Annotated in this window: 23 protein-coding genes and 1 riboswitch; of the genes, 20 read left to right on the top strand and 3 right to left on the bottom strand. The window is 72.6% G+C overall.

The annotated features are described in order from the left end of the window. Positions 1 to 115 precede the first annotated feature (115 nt). Together AC07BF_RS28935 and AC07BF_RS28930 are read left to right on the top strand one after the other, a co-directional pair. Complete coding sequence (locus tag AC07BF_RS28935; protein WP_478334110.1) at positions 116 to 1,009, top strand: AAA family ATPase; 894 nt, start codon at positions 116 to 118, stop codon at positions 1,007 to 1,009. Positions 1,010 to 1,089: 80 nt separating this feature from the next. Further along, complete coding sequence (locus AC07BF_RS28930; protein WP_400803582.1) at positions 1,090 to 1,899, top strand: Fpg/Nei family DNA glycosylase; 810 nt, start codon at positions 1,090 to 1,092, stop codon at positions 1,897 to 1,899. Positions 1,900 to 1,953: 54 nt separating this feature from the next. On the opposite strand, the gene AC07BF_RS28925 is transcribed toward AC07BF_RS28930, so the two are convergent. Then, positions 1,954 to 2,337, bottom strand: coding sequence for an ArsR/SmtB family transcription factor (locus AC07BF_RS28925; RefSeq protein ID WP_363583120.1), 384 nt, complete (start codon positions 2,335 to 2,337; stop codon positions 1,954 to 1,956). Positions 2,338 to 2,418: 81 nt separating this feature from the next. Continuing rightward, a riboswitch (cobalamin riboswitch) is annotated at positions 2,419 to 2,632 on the top strand. A gap of 30 nt (positions 2,633 to 2,662) precedes the next feature. Here AC07BF_RS28925 and nicT point away from each other — a divergent pair. After that, complete coding sequence (gene nicT / locus AC07BF_RS28920; RefSeq protein WP_478317765.1) at positions 2,663 to 3,775, top strand: Nickel transporter NicT; 1,113 nt, start codon at positions 2,663 to 2,665, stop codon at positions 3,773 to 3,775. Positions 3,776 to 3,887: 112 nt separating this feature from the next. On the opposite strand, the gene rpmG is transcribed toward nicT, so the two are convergent. Next, complete coding sequence (gene rpmG, locus AC07BF_RS28915) at positions 3,888 to 4,052, bottom strand: 50S ribosomal protein L33 (RefSeq protein WP_363618280.1); 165 nt, start codon at positions 4,050 to 4,052, stop codon at positions 3,888 to 3,890. Between the two features lie 125 nt (positions 4,053 to 4,177). Between rpmG and rpmB the strand changes: the two genes are divergently transcribed. From rpmB to AC07BF_RS28865, 10 genes are all read left to right on the top strand, one after another. Next, on the top strand, positions 4,178 to 4,414 hold the full coding sequence (gene rpmB / locus AC07BF_RS28910; protein ID WP_363583124.1) for a 50S ribosomal protein L28: 237 nt from the start codon (positions 4,178 to 4,180) through the stop codon (positions 4,412 to 4,414). After that, positions 4,414 to 4,719, top strand: a complete 306-nt coding sequence (gene rpsN / locus AC07BF_RS28905) for a 30S ribosomal protein S14 (protein WP_063346772.1) — start codon at positions 4,414 to 4,416, stop codon at positions 4,717 to 4,719. Before rpmB ends, rpsN begins: the two co-directional genes overlap by 1 nt. Before the next feature lie 5 nt (positions 4,720 to 4,724). Then, the gene (locus AC07BF_RS28900) at positions 4,725 to 5,891 is read left to right on the top strand and encodes a CobW family GTP-binding protein (protein WP_478334109.1); all 1,167 of its coding nucleotides are present in this window, start codon (positions 4,725 to 4,727) and stop codon (positions 5,889 to 5,891) included. A 12-nt stretch (positions 5,892 to 5,903) separates the two neighbouring features. Then, a complete protein-coding gene (gene rpsR, locus AC07BF_RS28895; protein WP_363583130.1) occupies positions 5,904 to 6,140 on the top strand; it encodes a 30S ribosomal protein S18 in 237 nt (78 codons plus the stop codon). A 53-nt stretch (positions 6,141 to 6,193) separates the two neighbouring features. Beyond that, on the top strand, positions 6,194 to 6,367 hold the full coding sequence (rpmF, locus tag AC07BF_RS28890) for a 50S ribosomal protein L32 (RefSeq protein ID WP_063346769.1): 174 nt from the start codon (positions 6,194 to 6,196) through the stop codon (positions 6,365 to 6,367). Positions 6,368 to 6,457: 90 nt separating this feature from the next. Then, positions 6,458 to 7,564, top strand: coding sequence for a M24 family metallopeptidase (locus tag AC07BF_RS28885; RefSeq protein WP_400986387.1), 1,107 nt, complete (start codon positions 6,458 to 6,460; stop codon positions 7,562 to 7,564). Positions 7,565 to 7,643: 79 nt separating this feature from the next. Continuing rightward, on the top strand, positions 7,644 to 8,207 hold the full coding sequence (gene efp, locus AC07BF_RS28880; protein WP_350877845.1) for an elongation factor P: 564 nt from the start codon (positions 7,644 to 7,646) through the stop codon (positions 8,205 to 8,207). Between the two features lie 4 nt (positions 8,208 to 8,211). Then, positions 8,212 to 8,649, top strand: a complete 438-nt coding sequence (nusB, locus tag AC07BF_RS28875; RefSeq protein ID WP_063346766.1) for a transcription antitermination factor NusB — start codon at positions 8,212 to 8,214, stop codon at positions 8,647 to 8,649. 159 nt (positions 8,650 to 8,808) lie between these two features. Beyond that, positions 8,809 to 9,636 carry a thioesterase family protein gene (locus tag AC07BF_RS28870; RefSeq protein WP_363583134.1) on the top strand — a complete coding sequence of 276 codons (828 nt, stop codon included), beginning with the start codon at positions 8,809 to 8,811 and terminating at the stop codon, positions 9,634 to 9,636. Positions 9,637 to 9,856: 220 nt separating this feature from the next. Continuing rightward, positions 9,857 to 10,798, top strand: a complete 942-nt coding sequence (locus AC07BF_RS28865) for a hypothetical protein (protein WP_363583136.1) — start codon at positions 9,857 to 9,859, stop codon at positions 10,796 to 10,798. Positions 10,799 to 10,922: 124 nt separating this feature from the next. Here AC07BF_RS28865 and bldD read toward each other — a convergent pair whose 3' ends face one another. Next, a complete protein-coding gene (bldD, locus tag AC07BF_RS28860) occupies positions 10,923 to 11,426 on the bottom strand; it encodes a transcriptional regulator BldD (RefSeq protein ID WP_031072501.1) in 504 nt (167 codons plus the stop codon). 330 nt (positions 11,427 to 11,756) lie between these two features. Between bldD and pyrR the strand changes: the two genes are divergently transcribed. From pyrR to AC07BF_RS28825, 7 genes are all read left to right on the top strand, one after another. After that, a complete protein-coding gene (gene pyrR / locus AC07BF_RS28855; protein ID WP_363583138.1) occupies positions 11,757 to 12,404 on the top strand; it encodes a bifunctional pyr operon transcriptional regulator/uracil phosphoribosyltransferase PyrR in 648 nt (215 codons plus the stop codon). A 5-nt stretch (positions 12,405 to 12,409) separates the two neighbouring features. After that, positions 12,410 to 13,384: an aspartate carbamoyltransferase catalytic subunit gene (locus AC07BF_RS28850; RefSeq protein WP_363583140.1), complete on the top strand. Its 975-nt coding sequence runs from the start codon at positions 12,410 to 12,412 to the stop codon at positions 13,382 to 13,384. Beyond that, the gene (locus AC07BF_RS28845) at positions 13,381 to 14,685 is read left to right on the top strand and encodes a dihydroorotase (RefSeq protein WP_363372726.1); all 1,305 of its coding nucleotides are present in this window, start codon (positions 13,381 to 13,383) and stop codon (positions 14,683 to 14,685) included. The genes AC07BF_RS28850 and AC07BF_RS28845 overlap by 4 nt, the downstream gene beginning before the upstream one ends. Further along, positions 14,682 to 15,248: a PH-like domain-containing protein gene (locus AC07BF_RS28840; RefSeq protein WP_363583142.1), complete on the top strand. Its 567-nt coding sequence runs from the start codon at positions 14,682 to 14,684 to the stop codon at positions 15,246 to 15,248. The genes AC07BF_RS28845 and AC07BF_RS28840 overlap by 4 nt, the downstream gene beginning before the upstream one ends. After that, positions 15,245 to 16,462 (top strand): glutamine-hydrolyzing carbamoyl-phosphate synthase small subunit, encoded by a 1,218-nt coding sequence (gene carA, locus AC07BF_RS28835; protein WP_363583144.1) that lies wholly within the window; start codon positions 15,245 to 15,247, stop codon positions 16,460 to 16,462. The genes AC07BF_RS28840 and carA overlap by 4 nt, the downstream gene beginning before the upstream one ends. Continuing rightward, on the top strand, positions 16,455 to 19,763 hold the full coding sequence (carB, locus tag AC07BF_RS28830; protein WP_363583146.1) for a carbamoyl-phosphate synthase large subunit: 3,309 nt from the start codon (positions 16,455 to 16,457) through the stop codon (positions 19,761 to 19,763). Before carA ends, carB begins: the two co-directional genes overlap by 8 nt. 106 nt (positions 19,764 to 19,869) lie before the next feature. Continuing rightward, entirely contained in the window at positions 19,870 to 20,985 is a 1,116-nt protein-coding gene (locus AC07BF_RS28825) for a quinone-dependent dihydroorotate dehydrogenase (RefSeq protein WP_363583148.1), read from the top strand. Positions 20,986 to 21,006: the final 21 nt, after the last annotated feature.

Genomic DNA, 21,006 nt, shown 5'->3' with positions numbered 1-21,006 from the left:
TGGTGGTGTTGGTTGTTGTCTGAGTAAGCTTTCCCTTTCACCCCTCTACCAACCAACCCCCCCCCCCCCCCCCCCCCCGCCCCCCACCCCCGGCGCGCCCCCCCCCCCCCCCCCCGTGCCGCCGTGTAGTCTCCCCGCTGAGAGGTGTCGGGAGGTGACCGTGACGCAGTACGCCGGGGGTGGGCAGGTCCCGCCGCGTCCCGTCGCTCCGCCGGGGCCGCAGCCGTCGGGGGCCGCCGCGCCGCCGCCGGTGCCGCCCGCTCCGGCTCCTGTTCCCGCCGCCGCGCCGCCGGTTCCGGCCGCTCCGGTGCCGCCCGCTCCTGTTGCCGCGCCCGCCCCGGCCGCACCCGCGCCCGGCGCGCCGGTCCCCGTCGGGTCCACCGGGCACTTCGTGCTGCCCTCCGGCACGCCCGTGCAACTCCCCGCCCACCCGCCGCAGCGGCACGCGCCCACCAGTCCGATCGCCGTCCTGCTGATCGGCCCGGCCGGGGCCGGCAAGACCACCGTCGCCCGGTACTGGGCCGAGCGCCGGCCCAGCCCGACCGCGCACATCAGCCTGGACGACGTCCGCGAGTGGGTGCAGTCCGGCTTCGCCAACCCGCAGTCCGGCTGGAACAACGCCTCCGAGGCGCAGTACCGGCTGGCCCGCCGCACCTGCGGCTTCGCCTGCCGCAACTACCTCGCCAACGGCATCTCCTGCATCATCGACGACGCCGTCTTCCCGGACCGCCCGGCCATCGGCCTCGGCGGCTGGAAGCGGCACATCGGCCCCGGCATGATCCCGGTCGTGCTGCTGCCCAGCCTGGACTCCGTGCTGCACCGCAACGCCCGGCGCGGCGGCACCCGGCGGCTCGGTGACGAGGAGGTGGCGCGGATCCACGGCCGGATGGCCGGCTGGTACAACTCCGGGCTGCCGATCATCGACAACTCGTACCTGGACGTGGCCGGCACCGCCGCCGAGCTGGACCGCGTCATCCTGGCCCGGCTGATGGGCATGCCGGTGCGCTGACCTGCGACGATCCGGCGGTGTCGGTGCCGGCTGCGATGATGTGCGGGTCCTGTCGAACCACCCCGGGGGAGCTGACGCCCGTGCCGGAAGGCCACATCATCCACCGCCTCGCCGCCGAGAACCGGAAGGCCTTCGGCGGCCGCCCGGTCGAGGTGTCCAGCCCGCAGGGCCGGTTCGCCGACGAGGCCAAGGCCATCGACGGGCAGCTGCTCACCGCGGCCGAAGCCGTCGGCAAGCACCTGTTCCTCGGCTTCGAGGAGGGCGCCTGGGTGCACGTCCACCTCGGCCTCTACGGCGGCTTCGCCTTCGGTACCGGGCCCGCGCCCGAGCCGGTCGGCCTGGTCCGGCTGCGGCTGGCCAACGACGACGGCTACGCGGACCTGCGCGGCCCCAACACCTGCGCGCTGGTCACCGGAGCGGAGAAGGCCGCCGTCGCCGCCCGGCTGGGCCCCGACCCGCTGCGCGCCGACGCCGACCCGCAGGCCGCCTGGCGCCGGATATCGGCCAGCCGGACGACCGTCGCCGCGCTGCTGATGGACCAGAAGGTGCTGGCCGGGGTGGGCAACGTCTACCGGGCCGAGGTGCTGTTCCGCCACGGGATCAACCCGCACCGCGCCGGCCGCGACCTCACCCGGGGCGAGTGGGACGCGATCTGGGCCGACCTGGTCGCCCTGATGCACGAGGGCGTCGGCGCGGGCCGGATCGACACCGTCCGCCCCGAGCACACCCCCGAGGCGATGGGCCGCCCGCCGCGCGTCGACGACCACGGCGGCGAGGTGTACGTCTACCGGCGGGCCGCGATGCCCTGCCTGGTCTGTGGCACCGAGGTCCGGACGGAGCAGCACGCCGCGCGCAACCTCTTCTGGTGCCCCGCCTGCCAGGCGGCCTGACCGCGTTCGAGGGTTGCTCCGGCCGGGCCCCGGCGCGTCCTCCGGAGGAGCCGGTCAGACGACGGCCGCGCTGGGCTCGTGGTGTTCGGCGGCGGCGCACGCGTCGAGGAGGGGGCGCAGGGCCTCGTCCACGAGCCGGTAGCGCACGATCCGCCCGTCCTTGTCCCCGGTGACCACGCCCGCGGTGCGGAGCAGCCGCAGGGCCTGGGACACGGCGGGGTCGCGCATGCCGGTGGCGACGGCGAGGTCGGAGACGGCGAGCGGGCCGGCCCGGTGGAGGGCGAGCAGGAGGGCGAGCCGCCCGGGGTCGGCGAGCAGGGAGAACCGCTCGGCCCAGGTGCGGACGTGCGCGGGGTCGCCGATCGCGGCGATGGCCTCGCAGACCCGGTGTCCGTCGATGGTGCGGTGGCCCGCGCGGTCGGCCGGTACGAGATGCATGCGCACATTGTTGCAGGAGGGGGCCTGTGATCCTGGACACCTGCGCAGGTGCGCAGCCTTGCAAGGGTGGGTCCTGGCCCCTACGGTGTTCCCCGCCGTGGTGCTCGGGAAGACCGGTGACGGATCCTCAGGGGTCCCAGTCCGGAGCGGCCCTCGCCACTGTGATCGGGCCATCGTGATCGTCGACGATGGAGAGACGTCCGTACCCACGACGCCACTGGGAGCCTCGCGCACCTGGGAAGGCGGGTACGGGACCCCCGTAAGCCAGGAGACCGGCCACGGCATCTCACGAAGTGTTTCCACGAGGTGCTGGAGCGTGACCCGAATGACCCTGCCCGAAACCGCCGCCGCCGAGGCGCCGGCGACACCGTCCGTGCTGCCCACGTTCCGCTGGAAGCGCGAGGACACCGTCCGCACGGCCGGGCTGATGGGGGTGATCCTGGCCATGCACGTGGTGGCCTTCGGGACGCTCGTCTTCCTGGTCGCGCCCCACAACTACGCGGTCGGCACCCAGGTCTTCGGGGTGGGCCTCGGGATCACCGCGTACACCCTCGGCATGCGGCACGCCTTCGACGCCGACCACATCGCGGTGATCGACAACACCACCCGCAAGCTGATGGCGGACGGCAAGCGGCCGGTCTCGGTCGGCTTCTGGTTCGCCCTCGGGCACTCCTCGATGGTGGTGCTGATGGCCGCCCTGGTGGCGGGCGGCGCGCAGCTGGCCAGCACGCTGATGGACGACGACTCGACCACCCACAAGTGGCTCGGGATGGTCGGCACGACGGCCTCCGGCGCGTTCCTCTACCTGATCGGCGCGCTCAACCTGGCCGCGCTGCTCGGCATACTGAAGGTGTTCCGGGCGATGCGGGCCGGGTCGTACGACGAGGCGCAGCTGGAGGAGCACCTCAACTCGCGCGGCTTCATGGCCCGGGTGCTGAACCGGGCGACCCGGTCGATCACCCGGCCCGGGCAGATGTTCCCGGTGGGCATGGTGCTGGGGCTGGGCTTCGACACCGCGACCGAGGTCACCCTGATGGTGATGGCCGGGTCGGGCGCGGCGGCCGGGCTGCCCTGGTACGCGATCGTCTGCCTGCCGCTGCTGTTCGCGGCCGGGATGAGCCTGTTCGACACCCTGGACGGGACGTTCATGAACTTCGCGTACCAGTGGGCCTTCGCGAACCCGGTCCGGAAGGTGTACTACAACCTGACGATCACTGGGCTGTCGATCGCGGTGGCCTTCGTCATCGGCACCATCGAACTGGTCGGCGTGCTGCACGAGAAGCTCGATCTGACCGACCCGGTCACCGGCTGGATCGCGGGCATCTCGCTGGACAACGTCGGCTACGCGATCGCCGGGCTGTTCGTGGTGGTCTGGGCCGCGGCGATCGCCTACTGGAAGCTGGCCCGGGTGGAGAAGCGCTGGGTGGCCGCCGAGTAGCGACGGCTGCGATCAGCGACGGCAGCGATCAGCGACGGCGCCTCCCCCGGGATCCCGGGGGAGGCGCCGTTTCGTCGCTGCGGGCCGGTGCCGGTCGTCGGGCGGGCGGGGTTCAGCGCTCTTCGCGGAAGTCGACGTGCCGGCGCGCGACCGGGTCGTACTTGCGCAGGACCATCCGGTCCGGGTCGTTGCGGCGGTTCTTGCGGGTCACGTACGTGTAGCCGGTGCCGGCGGTGGAGCGGAGCTTGATGACGGGGCGCAGTTCGCTGCGGGCCATGGGTGTCCTCCCGGGTTGGCGGGGTGTTCGGGGCTGGGGCGAAACCGTACACCGAAATGGAAGTCATTTTCATCTGGTGTAACGTGAGCTCCGTCCCGCCCATTCCCGGACGCCAGGGAGCACCCATGTCCGCCCACTGCCAACTCACCGGCCGCCAACCCGGATTCGGCAACGCGATCTCGCACTCGCACCGCCGCACCCGCCGCCGCTTCGACCCCAACATCCAGCACAAGCGCTACTGGCTGCCCGGTGAGGGCCGGTACGTCCGGCTCACCCTCAGCGCCAAGGGCATCCGCACCATCGACACGATCGGCATCGAGGCCGCCGTCGCCCGCATCCGCGCCCGAGGGGGGAAGGTCTGATGGCCAAGCAGAGCAAGATCGCCAAGAACGAGCAGCGCCGCGCCGTCGTGGCCCGGTACGCCGAGCGCCGCGCCGAGCTCAAGCGGATCATCGCCCACCCCGGCACCGCCCCCGCCGAACGCGCGGCCGCCCAGGCCGAACTCGCCCGCCAGCCTCGCGACGCCAGCGCCACCCGGATCCGCAACCGCGACGCCGTCGACGGCCGCCCCCGTGGCTACCTGCGCGCCTTCGGCCTCTCCCGGGTCAACCTCCGCGTCCACGCCCACGCCGGCCACCTGCCCGGCGTCCGCAAGGCCAGCTGGTGAGCGGCGTGGACGGGATCAAACTGCCCGTGGTGGTCGTCGCCGGACTGCACGCCGACGAACGCCGCGCCGCCGTTCGGGAGTTGGCGGCGGCCGCGGTGGACGCGGTGGTCCTCCACCATGACCTGCGGGAGGCCTCGCAGGGCGTCGTCCGCCGTGAACTGCGCGACGCGGGAGGCGGGTTCGACGCCGCCGACGTCCCGCTGGTGAACGACTGCCCCTGCTGCGCCCTGCGCGAGGACCTGCTGCCGCGACTGCTGCGGATCGCCGACGAAGGCCGGTACGGGCTCGCGATCGTCGAACTGTGGGGCGGTAGCGACCCGCACCCGGCCGTCGAGGTGATCGCCGGGGGAGAGGCGGACGGCCGCCACCTGGAGGACGCCGTCGAACTCGCGGGCGTGGTCACGGCCGTCGACCCGGACCGGCTGATCGGCGAACTCTCCGTCTCCGACGACCTGGTGGAGCACGGCGAGCACACCGCCGTCCAGGACCAGCGGACCCGCGCGGAGGCGCTCGCCCACCAGGTCGAGTACGCCACCACCCTCGCCGTCCCGCGGGCGACGGCGCACGCGCCCGGGCTCGCGTTGCTCCGCCAGCTCCACCCCACCGCCCGGGTCGTCCGGCTCGGCACCGGGGCGCTCACCCGGGCCGCCCTCGGCGGCTTCGACGTCGCCGCCGCCCGCGACCGGGTCAACCCGGCGATCGCGCTGCTCCCGCAGGAGAGCGACGAGGCCGGCGTCACCACGCTGGTCTGGGAGCGCCGACGCCCGCTGCACCCCGAGCGGCTGCACCGGGCGCTGGAACTGCTCGTCCCCGCCGCCCAGCGCAGCCGCGGCCGCTTCTGGCTGGCCAACCGGCCCGACCTGATGCTCGCCTGGGACGCCGCCGGGGCCAACCTCGCCGTCGAGGAGTGCGGCCCCTGGCTCACCTCCCTGCCCGACGCCGCCTGGGAGCTCTACCCGCCCGCCCGCCGGGCCGCCGCCGCCCTCGACTGGCACCCTCTGCACGGCGACCGGGTGCAGCAGCTCAGCTTCACCGCGGAGGGCCTCGACGTCGACGGCGTCACCGGGCTGCTCGACTCCTGTCTGCTCACCGACGCCGAACTCGCGGCGGGCGAACCCGGCTGGAAGGCCCTGCCGGACGCCTTCCGGGACCTGCTCGACCCCGTTCACTGAGGAGCCGTCACTGTGCGTAAGCGACCGAACCCGCCCAAGGCCCGGCCGAACCCGTTGTTCACGGCCGGCATCGAGTACATCGACTACAAGGACACCGACCTGCTGCGGCGCTTCGTCTCCGACCGCGGCAAGATCCGGAGCCGCCGCGTCACCCGGCTCACCGTCCAGCAGCAGCGCGCCGTGGCCAGGGCCGTCAAGAACGCCCGCGAGATGGCCCTCCTCCCGTACGCCGCCGGCACCACCCGGTAACCGGACCACCGCCACCACCGTCACCACCGTCACCACCCGACAAGGAGCCCCCGATGGCCGTCCCCAAGCGCAAGACGTCCCGCAGCAACACCCGGCACCGCCGGGCCCAGTGGAAGGGCAAGGCCCCGAAGCTCGTCCCGATCACCCTCAACGGCCGCGAACTGCTCGTCCCCCAGAACCTGGTCCCCGCCTACCGCCGCGGCCTGATCGACCCGGAGGGGGCGTAGCGACCACGGAGGGGGCGTGCGGGGGTGGGGGCGCGCCCTGTCGGGGGTGCTCGGCGGGCGGATCGGAGTGGGGGTTCGTAGGCTCGACGCATGTCTGATGCGTACGCGGGTCGGCGGGAGCGGGTGAGGGAGCACTGCAGTGCGGCCGGGGCCGATGCGGCGCTGATCACCCGGGCGGCGAACGTGCGGTATCTGACGGGCTGCGCGCCCTGCGGGGCGACGCTGCTGCTGACCCGGGAGCGGGTGCTGCTGGCAGTGCCGGACGATCTGCCGGCGGACGACACCGGGGAACACCTGATCGCGCCGGACGTCACCCAGGTACCGGTGGCGGCCTCGGCGGACACCGCCCTGGCGGCGGCCGCCGCCGCCGTGCGACTGGGCGTGGCGGACCTGGCGGTGGAGGAGCACGACCTGACCGTCAGCCGCCACCGCGCGGTGGCGGGCCTGGCGGAGGGGGCCCGGCTGGCCGACCTGGGGCAGGTGGTCGAGCGGCTGCGGGTGGTCAAGGACGAGCACGAGATCGCCGACCTGCGGATCGCCGCCGAGATCGCCGACCAGGCGCTCGGCGAACTGCTGGAGTCGATCCTGGTCGGCCGCACCGAACGGCACCTGGCGATGGAGCTGGAACGCCGGATGATCGACCACGGCGCGGACCGGGCGGCCTACCCGGTGTCCGTCGGCACCGGCAGCCACTCCGGCCAGCCCGCCCACCAGCCGACCGACCGCCGGGTGGAGGAGGGCGACTTCCTCACCGTGGTGATGGGCGCCCAGTACCGGGGCTACGGCGTCTCCACCGCCCGGACCTTCGTGATCGGCGCCGCCCCCGCGCCCTGGCAGGTGGAGCTGCACCGGCTGGTGTTCCGGGCCCAGCGGGCCGCCCGGGAGGCGCTCGGGCCGGGCGTGGAGCAGTGCGTGCCCGACCGGGCCGCGCGGCAGATCCTGGAGGCGGCCGGCCACACCGAGACCTCCCCGCACCCGGTGGGCCACGGCATCGGGCTGGAGATCCGGGAGGCGCCGCGCCTCGGCCCGTCGGACATGGGTAAACTGGACAGCCGCGTGCCGGTCACCGTCGGCCCAGGGGTCCACCTCCCGGGCAAGGGCGGTGTCCGGATCGAGGACACGCTCGTGGTGCGTCCCCCAGAGGAGGGCGGGCCCGAGCTGCTCACCATCACCACCAAGGAGCTCCTCGCCCTGTGACCGCGGCCGCCCGTCGGCCGTCGGCGGCAGGACGCAAGCCTTGGTTCCTTGACAGCTATATCCAGGAGTAAGTGCGCCCGTGGCTTCCACGAACGATCTCAAGAACGGCATGGTCCTCAAGCTGGAGGGCGGCAAGCTCTGGTCCGTCGTCGAGTTCCAGCACGTCAAGCCCGGCAAGGGCCCGGCCTTCGTGCGCACGAAGCTCAAGGAGGTCCTGACCGGCAAGGTCGTCGACAAGACCTTCAACGCCGGCACCAAGGTCGAGACCGCCAACGTCGACAAGCGCGGCATGCAGTTCTCGTACAAGGACGGCGAGAACTTCGTGTTCATGGACACGGACACCTACGACCAGATCGTGGTCGAGCCGGCCGTCGTCGGCGACGCCTCCAAGTACCTGCTGGAGGGCTTCGAGGCCCTGGTCGCCATGTACGAGGGCTCCCCGCTGTACATCGAGCTCCCGGCCTCCGTCGAGCTGCTGATCTCCCACACCGAGCCGGGCGTCCAGGGCGACCGCTCCACCGGCGGCTCCAAGCCGGCCACGCTGGAGACCGGTGCCGAGATCGCCGTGCCGCTCTTCATCGTCACCGGTGAGAAGATCAAGGTCGACACCCGCGACGGCAGCTACCTCGGCCGGGTGAAGTAAGTCCGTGTCGGCCGCACGTAGCAAGGCCCGCACCCGGGCCTTCCAGATCCTCTTCGAGGCCGACCACCGCGGGGTCGACCCGCAGCGGGTCCTCGCGGACTGGGTGGCCCGCGCCCGCGAGCCGAAGCCCGACGAGGGCACCCCGCAGGTCGGCGAGTACACCATGGAGCTGATCGAGGGGTACGTCCAGCACGCTCGCCGGATCGACGACCTGATCTCGCAGTACGCGGTGGGCTGGACCCTCGACCGGATGCCGATCGTGGACCGCAACGTCCTGCGGCTCGGCGCCTACGAGCTGATCTGGGAGGACGGCGTCCCGGACGCGGTCGTCCTGGACGAGGCCGTGGAGATCGCCAAGGAGTTCTCCACGGACGACTCCCCGGCCTTCGTCAACGGCCTGCTCGCCCGCTTCCTGGAGCTGAAGCCGAGCATCCGCCGGTAGGTCCCGACCACCGGCGGTGGTGAGACCCGCAGAACGGCCGCTGGACCCGGATTCCGGGTCCGGCGGCCGTCGCGCGTTTCACCCGGGCGGCGTAAGGTGGTGCCCTACTCGCCAGTAACTTGGCGTTCGGAAACCCGCAGTGAAGGGCAGGCCACCCCCATGACCACCGCGACCCGCAGCGAGTTCGACCAGGGCATCGCCCTGACCCGGCACCCTGACGAGCCCGGCCGCTACGAGGCCGAACTCGGTGCCGGCTGGCAGATTGGCGGCGGGGTCAACGGCGGGCTGCTGCTCGCCGTCGCCGGACACGCGCTGTCGCTGGAGCACGGCGACCACCCCGACCCGGTGTCGATCAGTGGTTACTACCTGTCCGCCTCCACGCCCGGCCCGGCCACCGTCCGCACCGAGGTGCTGCGCACCGGCCGCGGGCTCTCCACCGGCACCGCCTCGCTCAGCCAGGACGGCGTGGAGCGGCTGCGGGTGGTCGCCAGCCACGGCGACCTCTCCACCGCCGACGGCGAGGTGCGCACCAGCGCCGTGCCGCCGCAGCTGCCGCCGCCGGACCAGTGCGTCGGCGTCGAGCACGCGCCCCGGGAGCTGATCGCCCAGGCCGAGCTGCTGGAGCGCTTCGACCTGCGGCTGGACCCGGCCACCATCGGCTGGGCGCTCGGGCAGCCGTCCGGCAACGGGCGGATCCAGGGCTGGTTCCGGCTCGCCGACGGCCGCGATCCCGACCCGCTGCTGCTCCTGCTGGTCGCCGACGCGCTGCCGCCGGTGACCTTCGACCTGGGCCTGCCCGGGTGGGCCCCGACCGTCGAACTGACCGTCCACCTGCGGGCCAGGCCGGTCCCGGGCTGGCTGCGGGTCACCCACGCCACCCGCAACGTGGCCGGCGGGTACTTCGAGGAGGACGCCGAGGTCTGGGACGAGTCCGGCCGCCTGGTCGCGCAGTCCCGCCAGCTCGCCCGGGTGCCGCGGACGGCGTGAATCACATCGTCTTACCGTCGGTTACATTCCTGTGACACGCCGTACGTGTGCGGCGCGCGCGGATGGGGAGATAGACGGTCAGCGGCGAGCCGGCCGCTGACCGTCACCCGCCGACGGTACCCGTCGATGCCAGGAGCCATCCCGTGAGCGAGCGCAGCGAGCGGACCACCGAGAGGCGCGCAGGGGCGCAGGCCCGTGCCGAGCGCAGCGAGGTGGGCGCATGAGCCGCAACGGCCGCGCCCGCCGCAACTCCGACTGCACCGCCGGCGGCCCGCGACCCACGGTGCGGGCGCCGCACCAGCGGCGGCGGGTCGAGGGGGCCGAGCAGGCGTTCGTCATCGGGATCCTGACCAGCGCGGCCGACTTCGCCCGGGCCCGTGCCTGGGGGCTGTCGAACGCCGCCGACCACGAGCACTACCTGGCCGAGACCGCCGAGCTGCTGGCCGACGCCCTGGAGCGCTTCGACACCGTGCGGGCCCGGATGTTCCACCCGCAGGACTTCGCGGAGTTCTGCGTGCTGCACGGGCTGGACCCGGCCGAGCCGCTCGCCCGCGACCGCTACCTGGTCAATCCGCCGTTGCAGACCCAGCTGTTGGCCTATCAGGGCGAGGAACTGGCCGGGGATTTCGTGCCGCGCCTGGTCCGGGCCCGGGAGAACGGGCTGACGCTCTGCCACGCCGACCTGCTGCTGGACGGCGGCCTGTCCGGGGCCGCGGGCGAGGTCGACGAGGAGCACGCCCGCTGGGTGCGCGCCGCCCGCCAGCGCGGCGCCGAGGTGTTCCGCCGGATGCTGGTCGGCGCGGGCGCCGGGGTGTACGAGCTGCGGCTGCGGGTGGACGCGCCGGGCGGGCGGCTGACCGCGGCGGCCCGGGTGCTGCAGTGGGAGGACGGCGTGGTCCGGATCAACGACGAGGACCTGGAGCTGGTCTGCGCGGTGCTGTGCGCCGGATTGGCGCTGGAGCTGCCGGGGGTGGCGGTGCTGCACGGCTCGCAGGGCTCGGTGGCGGCGGGCGGTGCCCGTGGCGGAGCCGCCGACGAGCACTTCCTGCCGGCCTCCTGGGCCTGGTCGAGCGGCGGGCAGGACTGGGCGCCGGCTGCCGGGCCGGTGCGGCTGGACGGCGTGGCGGCGCAGCCCGGCTACAGCCTGGGGACGGTCTGCTGAGCCGGCCGTGGACGCGCGACGGCGCGGCCCCCGGGATGCGGGGTGCCGCGCCGTGACGTTTCTGCACGGCCCGGGGCGTGGCCCGGACCGCGGACCGAGCCGGCGGGAGCCGGTGCGGCGAGCGTCAGCTCGCCTCCTCCTCGCGCACCGCGCGGCGCGCGTCGGGGTTCAGCACGCCCCAGGAGATCAGCTGCTCGGTGAGGATCGACGGCGACTGGTCGTAGATGACCGCCAGGGTGCGCAGGTCGTCCTGGCGGATCGACAGCACCTTGCCGTTGTAGTCGCCGCGCTGGCTCTGGATCGTCGCCGCGTAGCGCTGCAGCGGGCCGGCCTTCTCGGACGGGACCTGGGTCAGTCTCTCCAGGTCGAGCACCAGGCGCGGCGGCGGCTCGGCCGCGCCGCCGGGGGTGCCGCCGGGCAGCAGCTCCTGCACCGGGACGCCGTAGAACTCCGCCAGCTCGGCCAGCCGCTGCACGGTGACCGCACGGTCGCCGCGCTCGTACGAGCCGACGACGACTGCCTTCCAGCGCCCCTGGGACTTCTCCTCGACACCGTGCAGGGAGAGACCCTGCTGAGTGCGGATCGCTCGGAGCTTGCCTCCGAGTTGCTTCGCGTAGTCGCTGGACATTGATCTCCCCGGACGAGATTGCTTCGCGTTCAGTGGTGGGTCACGGACGATTGCCGACGCCGTTACCGGTGGGTTCGACGTCCGTCTCGTAACTCACTGTGAGGTTACGTAGAGTAAGGTAGCTGCGTCAAGCCGAATGGGGCAGTCGTGCGAATGGCCCGCATCCTCGGCGCGTCCGGGGCGTGAACCCGGCGAAGCGGAATGGTGCGTGTCCGGTTGCCTCCCGGCCCGCTGCTAGGATGGCTCGAAGCCCGCGCCCGGTCGGCGGGGGCAGTCCCAGACATCCTTTAAGGCCCGTCCAGTGAGGCGGGGAAGGAGGTCCGCTTCGGCATGACCACACACCAAGATTCGACGCCGCGACCGCCGCACCAGGTGCTGGACGGCACGGACATCGCCCGGGTCGTCACCCGGATAGCGCACGAGATCGTCGAGCGCGCCAAGGGCGCAGAGGACGTCGTGCTGCTCGGCATCCACACCAGGGGCGTCCACCTCGCCCGCCGCCTGCACGGCCGGCTGGCCCAGATCACCGGGCGCGAGATCCCGCTCGGGGCCCTGGACATCACCATGTACCGGGACGACCTGCGGCTCAAGCCCGCCCGCGCCCTGGAGCACACCGAGATCCCGTCCGGCGGCATCGACGGCAAGCTCGTCATCCTCGTCGACGACGTGCTCTTCTCCGGCCGCACCATCCGGGCCGCGCTCGACGCGCTGAACGACATCGGCCGCCCGCGCGCCGTCCAGCTCGCCGTCCTGGTCGACCGCGGCCACCGCGAGCTGCCGATCCGGGCCGACTACGTGGGCAAGAACCTCCCCACCTCGCTGCGCGAGGCCGTGCAGGTGCGCCTGTCCGACAGCGACGGCGTGGACGCCGTGCTGGTCGGCGACCGCGACTACACCGATGCGTCGCGCTCCGCGCGCGATGAACAGGGTTCGCAGGCCCTGGCCTCCCAGCCGTCCGAACCGCACCTTTCGGAGTAACCCGCGTGAAGCGCCACCTCGTCTCCGCCGCCGATCTCACCCGCGACGACGCGCTGCTGATCCTGGACACCGCCGAGGAGCTGGCCCAGCTCTCCGGACGGGCCGTCAAGAAGCTGCCCACGCTGCGCGGCCGGACCGTCGTCAACCTCTTCTTCGAGGACTCGACCCGCACCAAGACCTCCTTCGAGGTCGCCGAGAAGCGGCTCTCCGCCGACGTCATCAACTTCTCCGCCAAGGGCTCCTCCGTCTCCAAGGGCGAGAGCCTCAAGGACACCGCGCTCACCCTCCAGGCGATGGGCGCCGACGCGGTCGTCGTCCGGCACCACGCCTCGGGCGCGCCGGCCCGTCTCGCCCAGTCCGACTGGCTGCACGGCAGTGTGATCAACGCCGGTGACGGCACCCACGAGCACCCCACCCAGGCGCTGCTCGACGCCTTCACCATGCGCCGCCACCTCAACGCCGGGCTGGGCCACGACCTCGCCGGGCGCCGGGTGACCATCGTCGGCGACATCCTGCACAGCCGGGTCGCCCGTTCCAACGTGCACCTGCTGACCACCCTCGGTGCCCAGGTGACCTTCGTCGCCCCGCCGACGCTGCTGCCGATCGGCATCGAGAACTGGCCCTGCGAGGTCAGCTACGACCTGGACCGCGTGCTCCCCAAGACGGACGCGGTGATGATGCTGCGGGTGCAGCGCGAGCGGATGAACGCCGCGTTCTTCCCGACCGAGCGCGAGTACAGCCGTCGCTACGGCCTGAACGGCACCCGGATGTCCCAGCTGCCCGAGCACGCCATCGTGATGCACCCCGGCCCGATGGTGCGCGGCATGGAGATCACCGCCGAGGTCGCCGACTCGCCGCGCTGCACCGTGGTCGAGCAGGTCGCCAACGGCGTGTCGGTCCGGATGGCCGTCCTGTACCTGCTGCTCGGGGGAGCCACCCTCAACGACGCCCGCACCGACTCCGTGGAGACCGCTCAGTGACCACCTACCTGATCCGCAACGCCCAGATCCTCGGCGGTGCCCCGCAGGACCTCCACCTCGCCGACGGTGTGATCAAGGCGATCGGCACCGACCTGGCGGTCGAGGCGGACATCGAGATCGACGCCGGCGGCCTGATCGTGCTGCCCGGTCTCGTCGACCTGCACACCCACCTGCGCGAGCCCGGCCGCGAGGACGCCGAGACCGTGCTCACCGGCACCCGGGCCGCCGCGATGGGCGGCTTCACCGCCGTGCACGCGATGGCCAACACCACCCCGGTGGCCGACACCGCCGGCGTGGTCGAGCAGGTCTGGCGGCTCGGCCAGGAGGCCGGCTACTGCGACGTGCAGCCGGTCGGCGCCGTCACCGTCGGCCTGGAGGGCAACAAGCTCGCCGAGCTGGGCGCGATGCACGAGTCCGCCGCGAACGTGCGGGTCTTCTCCGACGACGGCAAGTGCGTGGACGACGCGGTGCTGATGCGCCGCGCCCTGGAGTACGTCAAGGCCTTCGACGGCGTCGTCGCCCAGCACGCCCAGGAGCCGCGGCTCACCGAGGGCGCCCAGATGAACGAGGGCCAGGTCTCCGGCGAGCTCGGGCTCGGCGGCTGGCCGGCCGTCGCCGAGGAGTCGATCATCGCGCGGGACGTGCTGCTCGCCGCGCACGTCGGCTCCCGGCTGCACGTCTGCCACGTCTCCACCGCCGGTTCGGTCGAGATCATCCGCTGGGCCAAGGCCAAGGGCTGGGACGTCACCGCCGAGGTCACCCCGCACCACCTGCTGCTCACCGACGAGCTGGTCCGCTCCTACGACCCGGTCTACAAGGTCAACCCGCCGCTGCGCACCGCCGAGGACGTCCAGGCGCTGCGCAAGGCGCTCGCGGACGGCACCATCGACGCCGTCGCCACCGACCACGCGCCGCACCCGGACGAGGACAAGGACTGCGAGTGGGCCGTCGCCGCGATGGGCATGGTCGGCCTGGAGACCGCGCTGTCGGTCGTGCAGCAGACCATGGTGGACACCGGCCTGCTGAACTGGGAGGGCGTCGCCGACCGCATGTCGCACCGCCCGGCCCGGATCGGCCGTCTCGCCGGACAGGGCCGTCCCGTCTCGGTCGGTGAGCCGGCCAACCTGGTGCTGTTCGATCCCGCGTACCGTGGTGCCGTGAACCCGGACAGCTTCGCCACCCGTAGCCGCAACACCCCCTACAAGGGCCTTGACCTGCCCGGACGGGTGCACGCCACCTTCCTGCGCGGGCGCGCCACCGTGCTGGCCGGCGAGCTGGCCGAGCAGGGTGGGGCGGCGTGACCGGCCCGGCCGCGCTCGCCCAGGAGCAGGCCAAGGTCACCAACTGGCCCGGGTACATCGGCTGGGCCGTCGGCCTGCTGATCGTCATCGGGCTCGTCTACTGGCTGATGCGGCAGGGCTGGAACTGGCGGCGCACCCTCCAGTCCGGCATCCCGCCGCTGCCCGCCGTGCCGGCCGGCGCCGGGCGGACCATCCTGGAGACCAGCGGGCGGTACCACGGCTCCACCACCGCCGGGAACTGGCTCGACCGCGTCGTCGCGCACGGCCTGGGCACCCGCAGCCGCGCCGACCTCACCCTCGGCGAGGACGGCCTGCTGGTGCGGCGCCCCGGTGACGTCGACCTCTGGATCCCGGCCGGACACCTGACCGGTGCCCGCACGGACTCCGGGATCGCCGGCAAGGTCGTCCCGGCCGGGCTGCTCGTCGTCACCTGGACGCACGAGGGCACCGAGCTGGACTCGGGCTTCCGGGCCGACCACCCGGACGAGCACGCCGCCTGGGTCGAGGCGATCGCCCAACTCGCAACACGTACGAAGACGAAGACGGAAGAGGCCGCTCAATGACCGCACCTGCCCCCACCACGCAGCGCCGACGGCGGGAGCGCACCCCCGCCGTGCTCGTCCTGGAGGACGGCCGGACCTTCCGCGGCGAGGCCTACGGCGCGACCGGCGAGACCTTCGGCGAGGCCGTCTTCAACACCGGCATGTCCGGCTACCAGGAGACCCTCACCGACCCGTCGTACCACCGCCAGGTGGTCGTGATGACCGCCCCGCAGATCGGCAACACCGGCTGGAACGACGAGGACGACGAGTCCAAGCGGATCTGGGTCGCCGGGTACGTCGTGCGCGACCCCGCCCGGGTGGCGTCGAACTGGCGCTCCACCCGCTCGCTGGACGAGGAGCTCGTCCGCCAGGGCGTCGTCGGCATCAGCGGCATCGACACCCGGGCGCTCACCCGCCACCTGCGCGAGCGCGGCGCGATGCGCTGCGGCATCTTCTCCGGCGAGGCGCTGACCGACCAGGCCGAACTGCTCGCCCGGGTGCAGCGGTCGCCCGAGATGAAGGGCGCCGACCTGTGCGCCGAGGTGGCCACCACCGAGGCGTACGTCGTGCCCGCGATCGGTCCCGGCGGCGAAGCCCTGCCCATCGGCACTGCGGAGTTCACCGTCGCCGCGCTGGACCTCGGCATCAAGGGGATGACCCCGCAGCGGATGGCCGAGCGCGGCATCGAGGTGCACGTGCTGCCGGCCAACTCCACCCTGGAGGACCTCTACGCGGTCCAGCCGGACGGCGTGTTCTTCTCCAACGGCCCGGGCGACCCGGCCACCGCCGACCACCAGGTCGCCGTCGCGCAGGGCGTGCTGGAGCGCGGGACCCCGTTCTTCGGGATCTGCTTCGGCAACCAGATCCTCGGCCGCGCGCTGGGCTTCGGCACCTACAAGCTCAAGTACGGCCACCGCGGCATCAACCAGCCGGTGCAGGACCGCACCACCGGCAAGGTCGAGGTGACCGCGCACAACCACGGCTTCGCCGTGGACGCACCGCTGGACCGGGTGAGCGACACCCCCTTCGGGCGGGTCGAGGTCTCCCACGTCTGCCTCAACGACGACGTGGTCGAGGGCCTCCAGGCGCTCGACGTCCCCGCCTTCAGCGTGCAGTACCACCCCGAAGCGGCGGCCGGCCCGCACGACGCGGCCTACCTCTTCGACCGGTTCGTCGAGCTCATGCGAGGCGACGACAAGCACAGCGTGAAGCTCATGGAGGGCCAGCGTGCCTAAGCGCACTGACATCAAGTCCGTCCTGGTGATCGGGTCCGGCCCGATCGTGATCGGCCAGGCCGCCGAGTTCGACTACTCGGGCACGCAGGCCTGCCGCGTCCTCAAGGCCGAGGGCCTGCGGGTCGTGCTGGTCAACTCCAACCCGGCCACGATCATGACCGACCCGGAGATCGCCGACGCCACCTACGTCGAGCCGATCACCCCGGAGTTCGTCGAGCGGATCATCGCCAAGGAGCGCCCCGACGCGCTGCTGCCGACCCTCGGCGGGCAGACCGCGCTCAACACCGCGATCTCCCTGCACTCGGCCGGCACGCTGGAGAAGTACGGCGTCGAGCTGATCGGCGCCGACGTGGTGGCGATCAACAAGGGCGAGGACCGCCAGCTGTTCAAGGGCGTCGTCGAGGCGGTCAACGCCAAGATCGGCCACGGCGAGTCCGCCCGCTCGGTCATCTGCCACTCGATGGACGACGTGCTGGCCGGCGTCGACACGCTCGGCGGCTACCCGGTCGTCGTGCGCCCCTCCTTCACCATGGGCGGCGCCGGCTCCGGCTTCGCCCACGACGAGGAGGACCTGCGCCGCATCGCCGGCCAGGGCCTGGCCCTCTCGCCGACCACCGAGGTGCTCCTGGAGGAGTCCATCCTCGGCTGGAAGGAGTACGAGCTGGAGCTGATGCGCGACAAGAACGACAACGTCGTGGTCGTCTGCTCCATCGAGAACTTCGACCCGATGGGCGTGCACACCGGTGACTCGATCACCGTCGCCCCGGCGATGACCCTCACCGACCGTGAGTACCAGATCCTGCGCGACATCGGCATCGCCGTGATCCGCGAGGTCGGCGTCGACACCGGCGGCTGCAACATCCAGTTCGCCGTCAACCCCGACGACGGCCGGGTCATCGTCATCGAGATGAACCCGCGGGTGTCGCGCTCCTCCGCGCTGGCCTCGAAGGCGACCGGCTTCCCGATCGCCAAGATCGCCGCCAAGCTGGCCGTCGGCTACACGCTCGACGAGATCCCCAACGACATCACCGAGCAGACCCCGGCCTCCTTCGAGCCGGCCCTCGACTACGTCGTGGTGAAGGTTCCCCGGTTCGCGTTCGAGAAGTTCCCGAGCGCCGACGCCACGCTGACCACCACCATGAAGTCGGTCGGCGAGGCCATGGCCATGGGCCGCAACTTCCCCGAGGCGCTGCAGAAGGCGCTGCGCTCGCTGGAGAAGAAGGGCTCCCAGTTCTCCTGGACCGGCCCGGTCGGTGACAAGGCCGAGCTGCTGGTCAAGGCGGTCGTGCCGACCGACGGCCGGATCAACACCGTGATGCAGGCCATCCGGGCCGGCGCCACCCCGGAGGAGGTGTTCGAGGCCACCAAGATCGACCCGTGGTTCGTCGACCAGCTCTTCCTGCTCGACGAGATCGCCGGCGAGCTGACCGAGGCCGCCGAGCTCACCCCCGAGCTGCTGCGCCACGCCAAGCGGCACGGCTTCTCCGACCAGCAGATCGGCGAGATCCGCGGCCTGAAGCCGGACGTCGTCCGCGAGGTCCGGCACGCGCTCGGCATCCGCCCGGTGTTCAAGACCGTCGACACCTGCGCCGCCGAGTTCGCCGCCAAGACCCCGTACTTCTACTCGTCCTACGACGAGGAGAACGAGGTCGCCCCGCGCACCAAGCCGGCCGTGATCATCCTCGGCTCCGGCCCGAACCGCATCGGCCAGGGCATCGAGTTCGACTACTCCTGCGTGCACGCCTCCTTCGCGCTGGCCGACGCCGGGTACGAGACCGTGATGGTCAACTGCAACCCGGAGACCGTCTCCACCGACTACGACACCTCCGACCGGCTCTACTTCGAGCCGCTCACCCTGGAGGACGTGCTGGAGATCGTCCACGCCGAGCAGCAGGCCGGCCCGCTGGCCGGCGTGATCGTCCAGCTCGGCGGCCAGACCCCGCTCGGCCTGGCCCAGGCGCTCAAGGACAACGGCGTGCCGATCGTCGGCACCCAGCCCGAGGCGATCGACCTCGCCGAGGAGCGCGGCGCCTTCGGCCGCGTGCTGCGCGACGCCGGCCTGCCCGCCCCCAAGCACGGCACCGCCTTCTCCTTCGCCGAGGCCAAGGCCATCGCCGACGAGATCGGCTACCCGGTGCTCGCCCGCCCGTCGTACGTGCTCGGCGGCCGCGGCATGGAGATCGTCTACGACGAGGCCTCGCTCGCCTCCTACCTGGAGCGCCACGCCGGCCTGATCTCCGAGCACCCGGTGCTCATCGACCGCTTCCTCGACGACGCGGTGGAGATCGACGTCGACGCGCTCTACGACGGCACCGAGCTCTACCTCGGCGGCGTCATGGAGCACATCGAGGAGGCCGGCATCCACTCCGGCGACTCCGCCTGCGCGCTGCCCCCGATCACCCTCGGCGGCTACGACATCAAGCGCCTGCGCACCTCCACCGAGGCCATCGCGCGCGGCGTCGGCGTCCGCGGCCTGATCAACATCCAGTTCGCACTGGCCGGGGACATCCTGTACGTGCTGGAGGCCAACCCGCGCGCCTCCCGCACCGTGCCGTTCACCTCCAAGGCGACCGCCGTGCCGCTGGCCAAGGCCGCCGCCCGGATCTCGCTCGGCGCCACCATCGCCGAACTGCGGGCCGAGGGCCTGCTCCCGGCCGAGGGCGACGGCGGCACGCTGCCGGCCGACGCGCCGATCGCGGTCAAGGAGGCCGTGATGCCGTGGAGCCGCTTCCGCGACATCCACGGCCGCGGCGTGGACACCGTGCTCGGTCCGGAGATGCGCTCGACCGGCGAGGTCATGGGCATCGACAAGGTCTTCGGCACGGCCTACGCCAAGGCCCAGGCCGGCGCCTACGGCGCGCTGCCGACCAAGGGCAAGGTCTTCGTCTCGGTCGCCAACCGTGACAAGCGCAACCTGGTCTTCCCGGCCCGCGCGCTGGTCGGCCTCGGCTTCGAGGTGCTCGCCACCGCCGGCACCGCCGAGGTGCTGCACCGCGGCGGCATCCCGTCCACGCTGGTGCGCAAGCACAGCGAGGGCGAGGGCCCCAACGGCGAGCGGACCATCGTCCAGCTGATCCACGACGGTGAGGTCGACCTCATCATCAACACGCCGTACGGCACCGGCGGGCGCCTCGACGGCTACGAGATCCGCACCGCCGCCGTGTCCCGCGGCGTGCCCTGCCTGACCACGGTCCAGGCGATGGGCGCGGCCGTTCAGGGCATGGACGCGCTGCTGCGCGACGAGGTCGGGGTGATGTCGCTCCAGGAGCACGCCGCGCTGATCAACGCCGGCCGCAAGTAGCACCACCGCAGTGGGGGGCACCGAGGCCGGCCGGGTGCCCCCCACTTCCATGCCCTGATCCGGGTGCTCACGCCCAGATCCGGGCCCTGATCCGGGAGTTGGGTTTTTGTACAAGCTGCTGTTCGACCTCGTCTTCAAGAAGATGGACCCCGAGAAGGCCCACCACCTCGCCTTCTTCTGGATCCGGCTCGCCTCCTCGGTGCCCGGCCTGCGCACGCTGGTGCGGCTGGTGCTCGCCCCGCGTGACCGGGCGCTGCACACCACCGCCCTCGGCCTCGACCTGCCGGGGCCGTTCGGCCTGGCGGCCGGCTTCGACAAGAACGGCGTCGGCATCGACGGCCTGGCGATGCTCGGCTTCGACTACGTCGAGATCGGCACCATCACCGGCGAGCCCCAGCCGGGCAACCCGACGCCCCGGCTGTTCCGCCTGGTCGAGGACCGCGCGCTGATCAACCGGATGGGCTTCAACAACCAGGGCTCGGCCCGGGTCGCCGCGCGCCTCGCCGCCCGCCCGCACACCAGCTCCACCCCGGTGATCGGCGTCAACATCGGCAAGACCAAGGTGGTCGAGGAGGCCGACGCCGTCGCCGACTACGTCAAGTCCACCGAGCGGCTGGCCAAGTACGCCGACTACCTGGTCGTCAACGTCAGTTCGCCGAACACCCCCGGGCTGCGCAACCTCCAGGCCGTGGACCACCTGCGCCCGCTGCTCTCCGCCGTCCGCGAGGCCGCCGACCGCACCACCGCGCACCACGTCCCGCTGCTGGTCAAGATCGCCCCCGACCTGGCCGACGAGGACGTCGACGCGGTCGCCGACCTCGCCCTGGAACTGGGCCTGGACGGCATCATCGCCACCAACACCACGATCGGCCGCGAGGGCCTGCGCGCCGACGCCGCCCGGGTCGAGGAGATCGGCATGGGCGGCCTGTCCGGCGCCCCGCTCAAGGCCCGCGCCCTGGAGGTGCTCCAGCGCCTGCGCGCCCGGACCGGGGGCCGGCTGACGCTGGTCTCGGTCGGCGGCGTCGAGACCGCCGAGGACGCCTGGCAGCGGATCGTCCACGGCGCGGACCTCGTCCAGGGCTACAGCGCCTTCATCTACGAGGGCCCGTTCTGGTGCCGCCGGATCCACCGGGGCCTCTCCGCCCGGATCCGGGCCGCGGGCTTCCGCGACCTGGCCGCCGCCGTCGGCAGTGCCGTCGACGGCACCAGGGCCGCCTCCTGAACCACCGTGCGGCCCCGGCTC

Source organism: Kitasatospora sp. NPDC043950 (assembly GCF_056435345.1).
The sequence above is the reverse complement of the archived record's forward strand: the minus strand, read 5'-3'. Positions and strand labels throughout refer to the sequence as shown.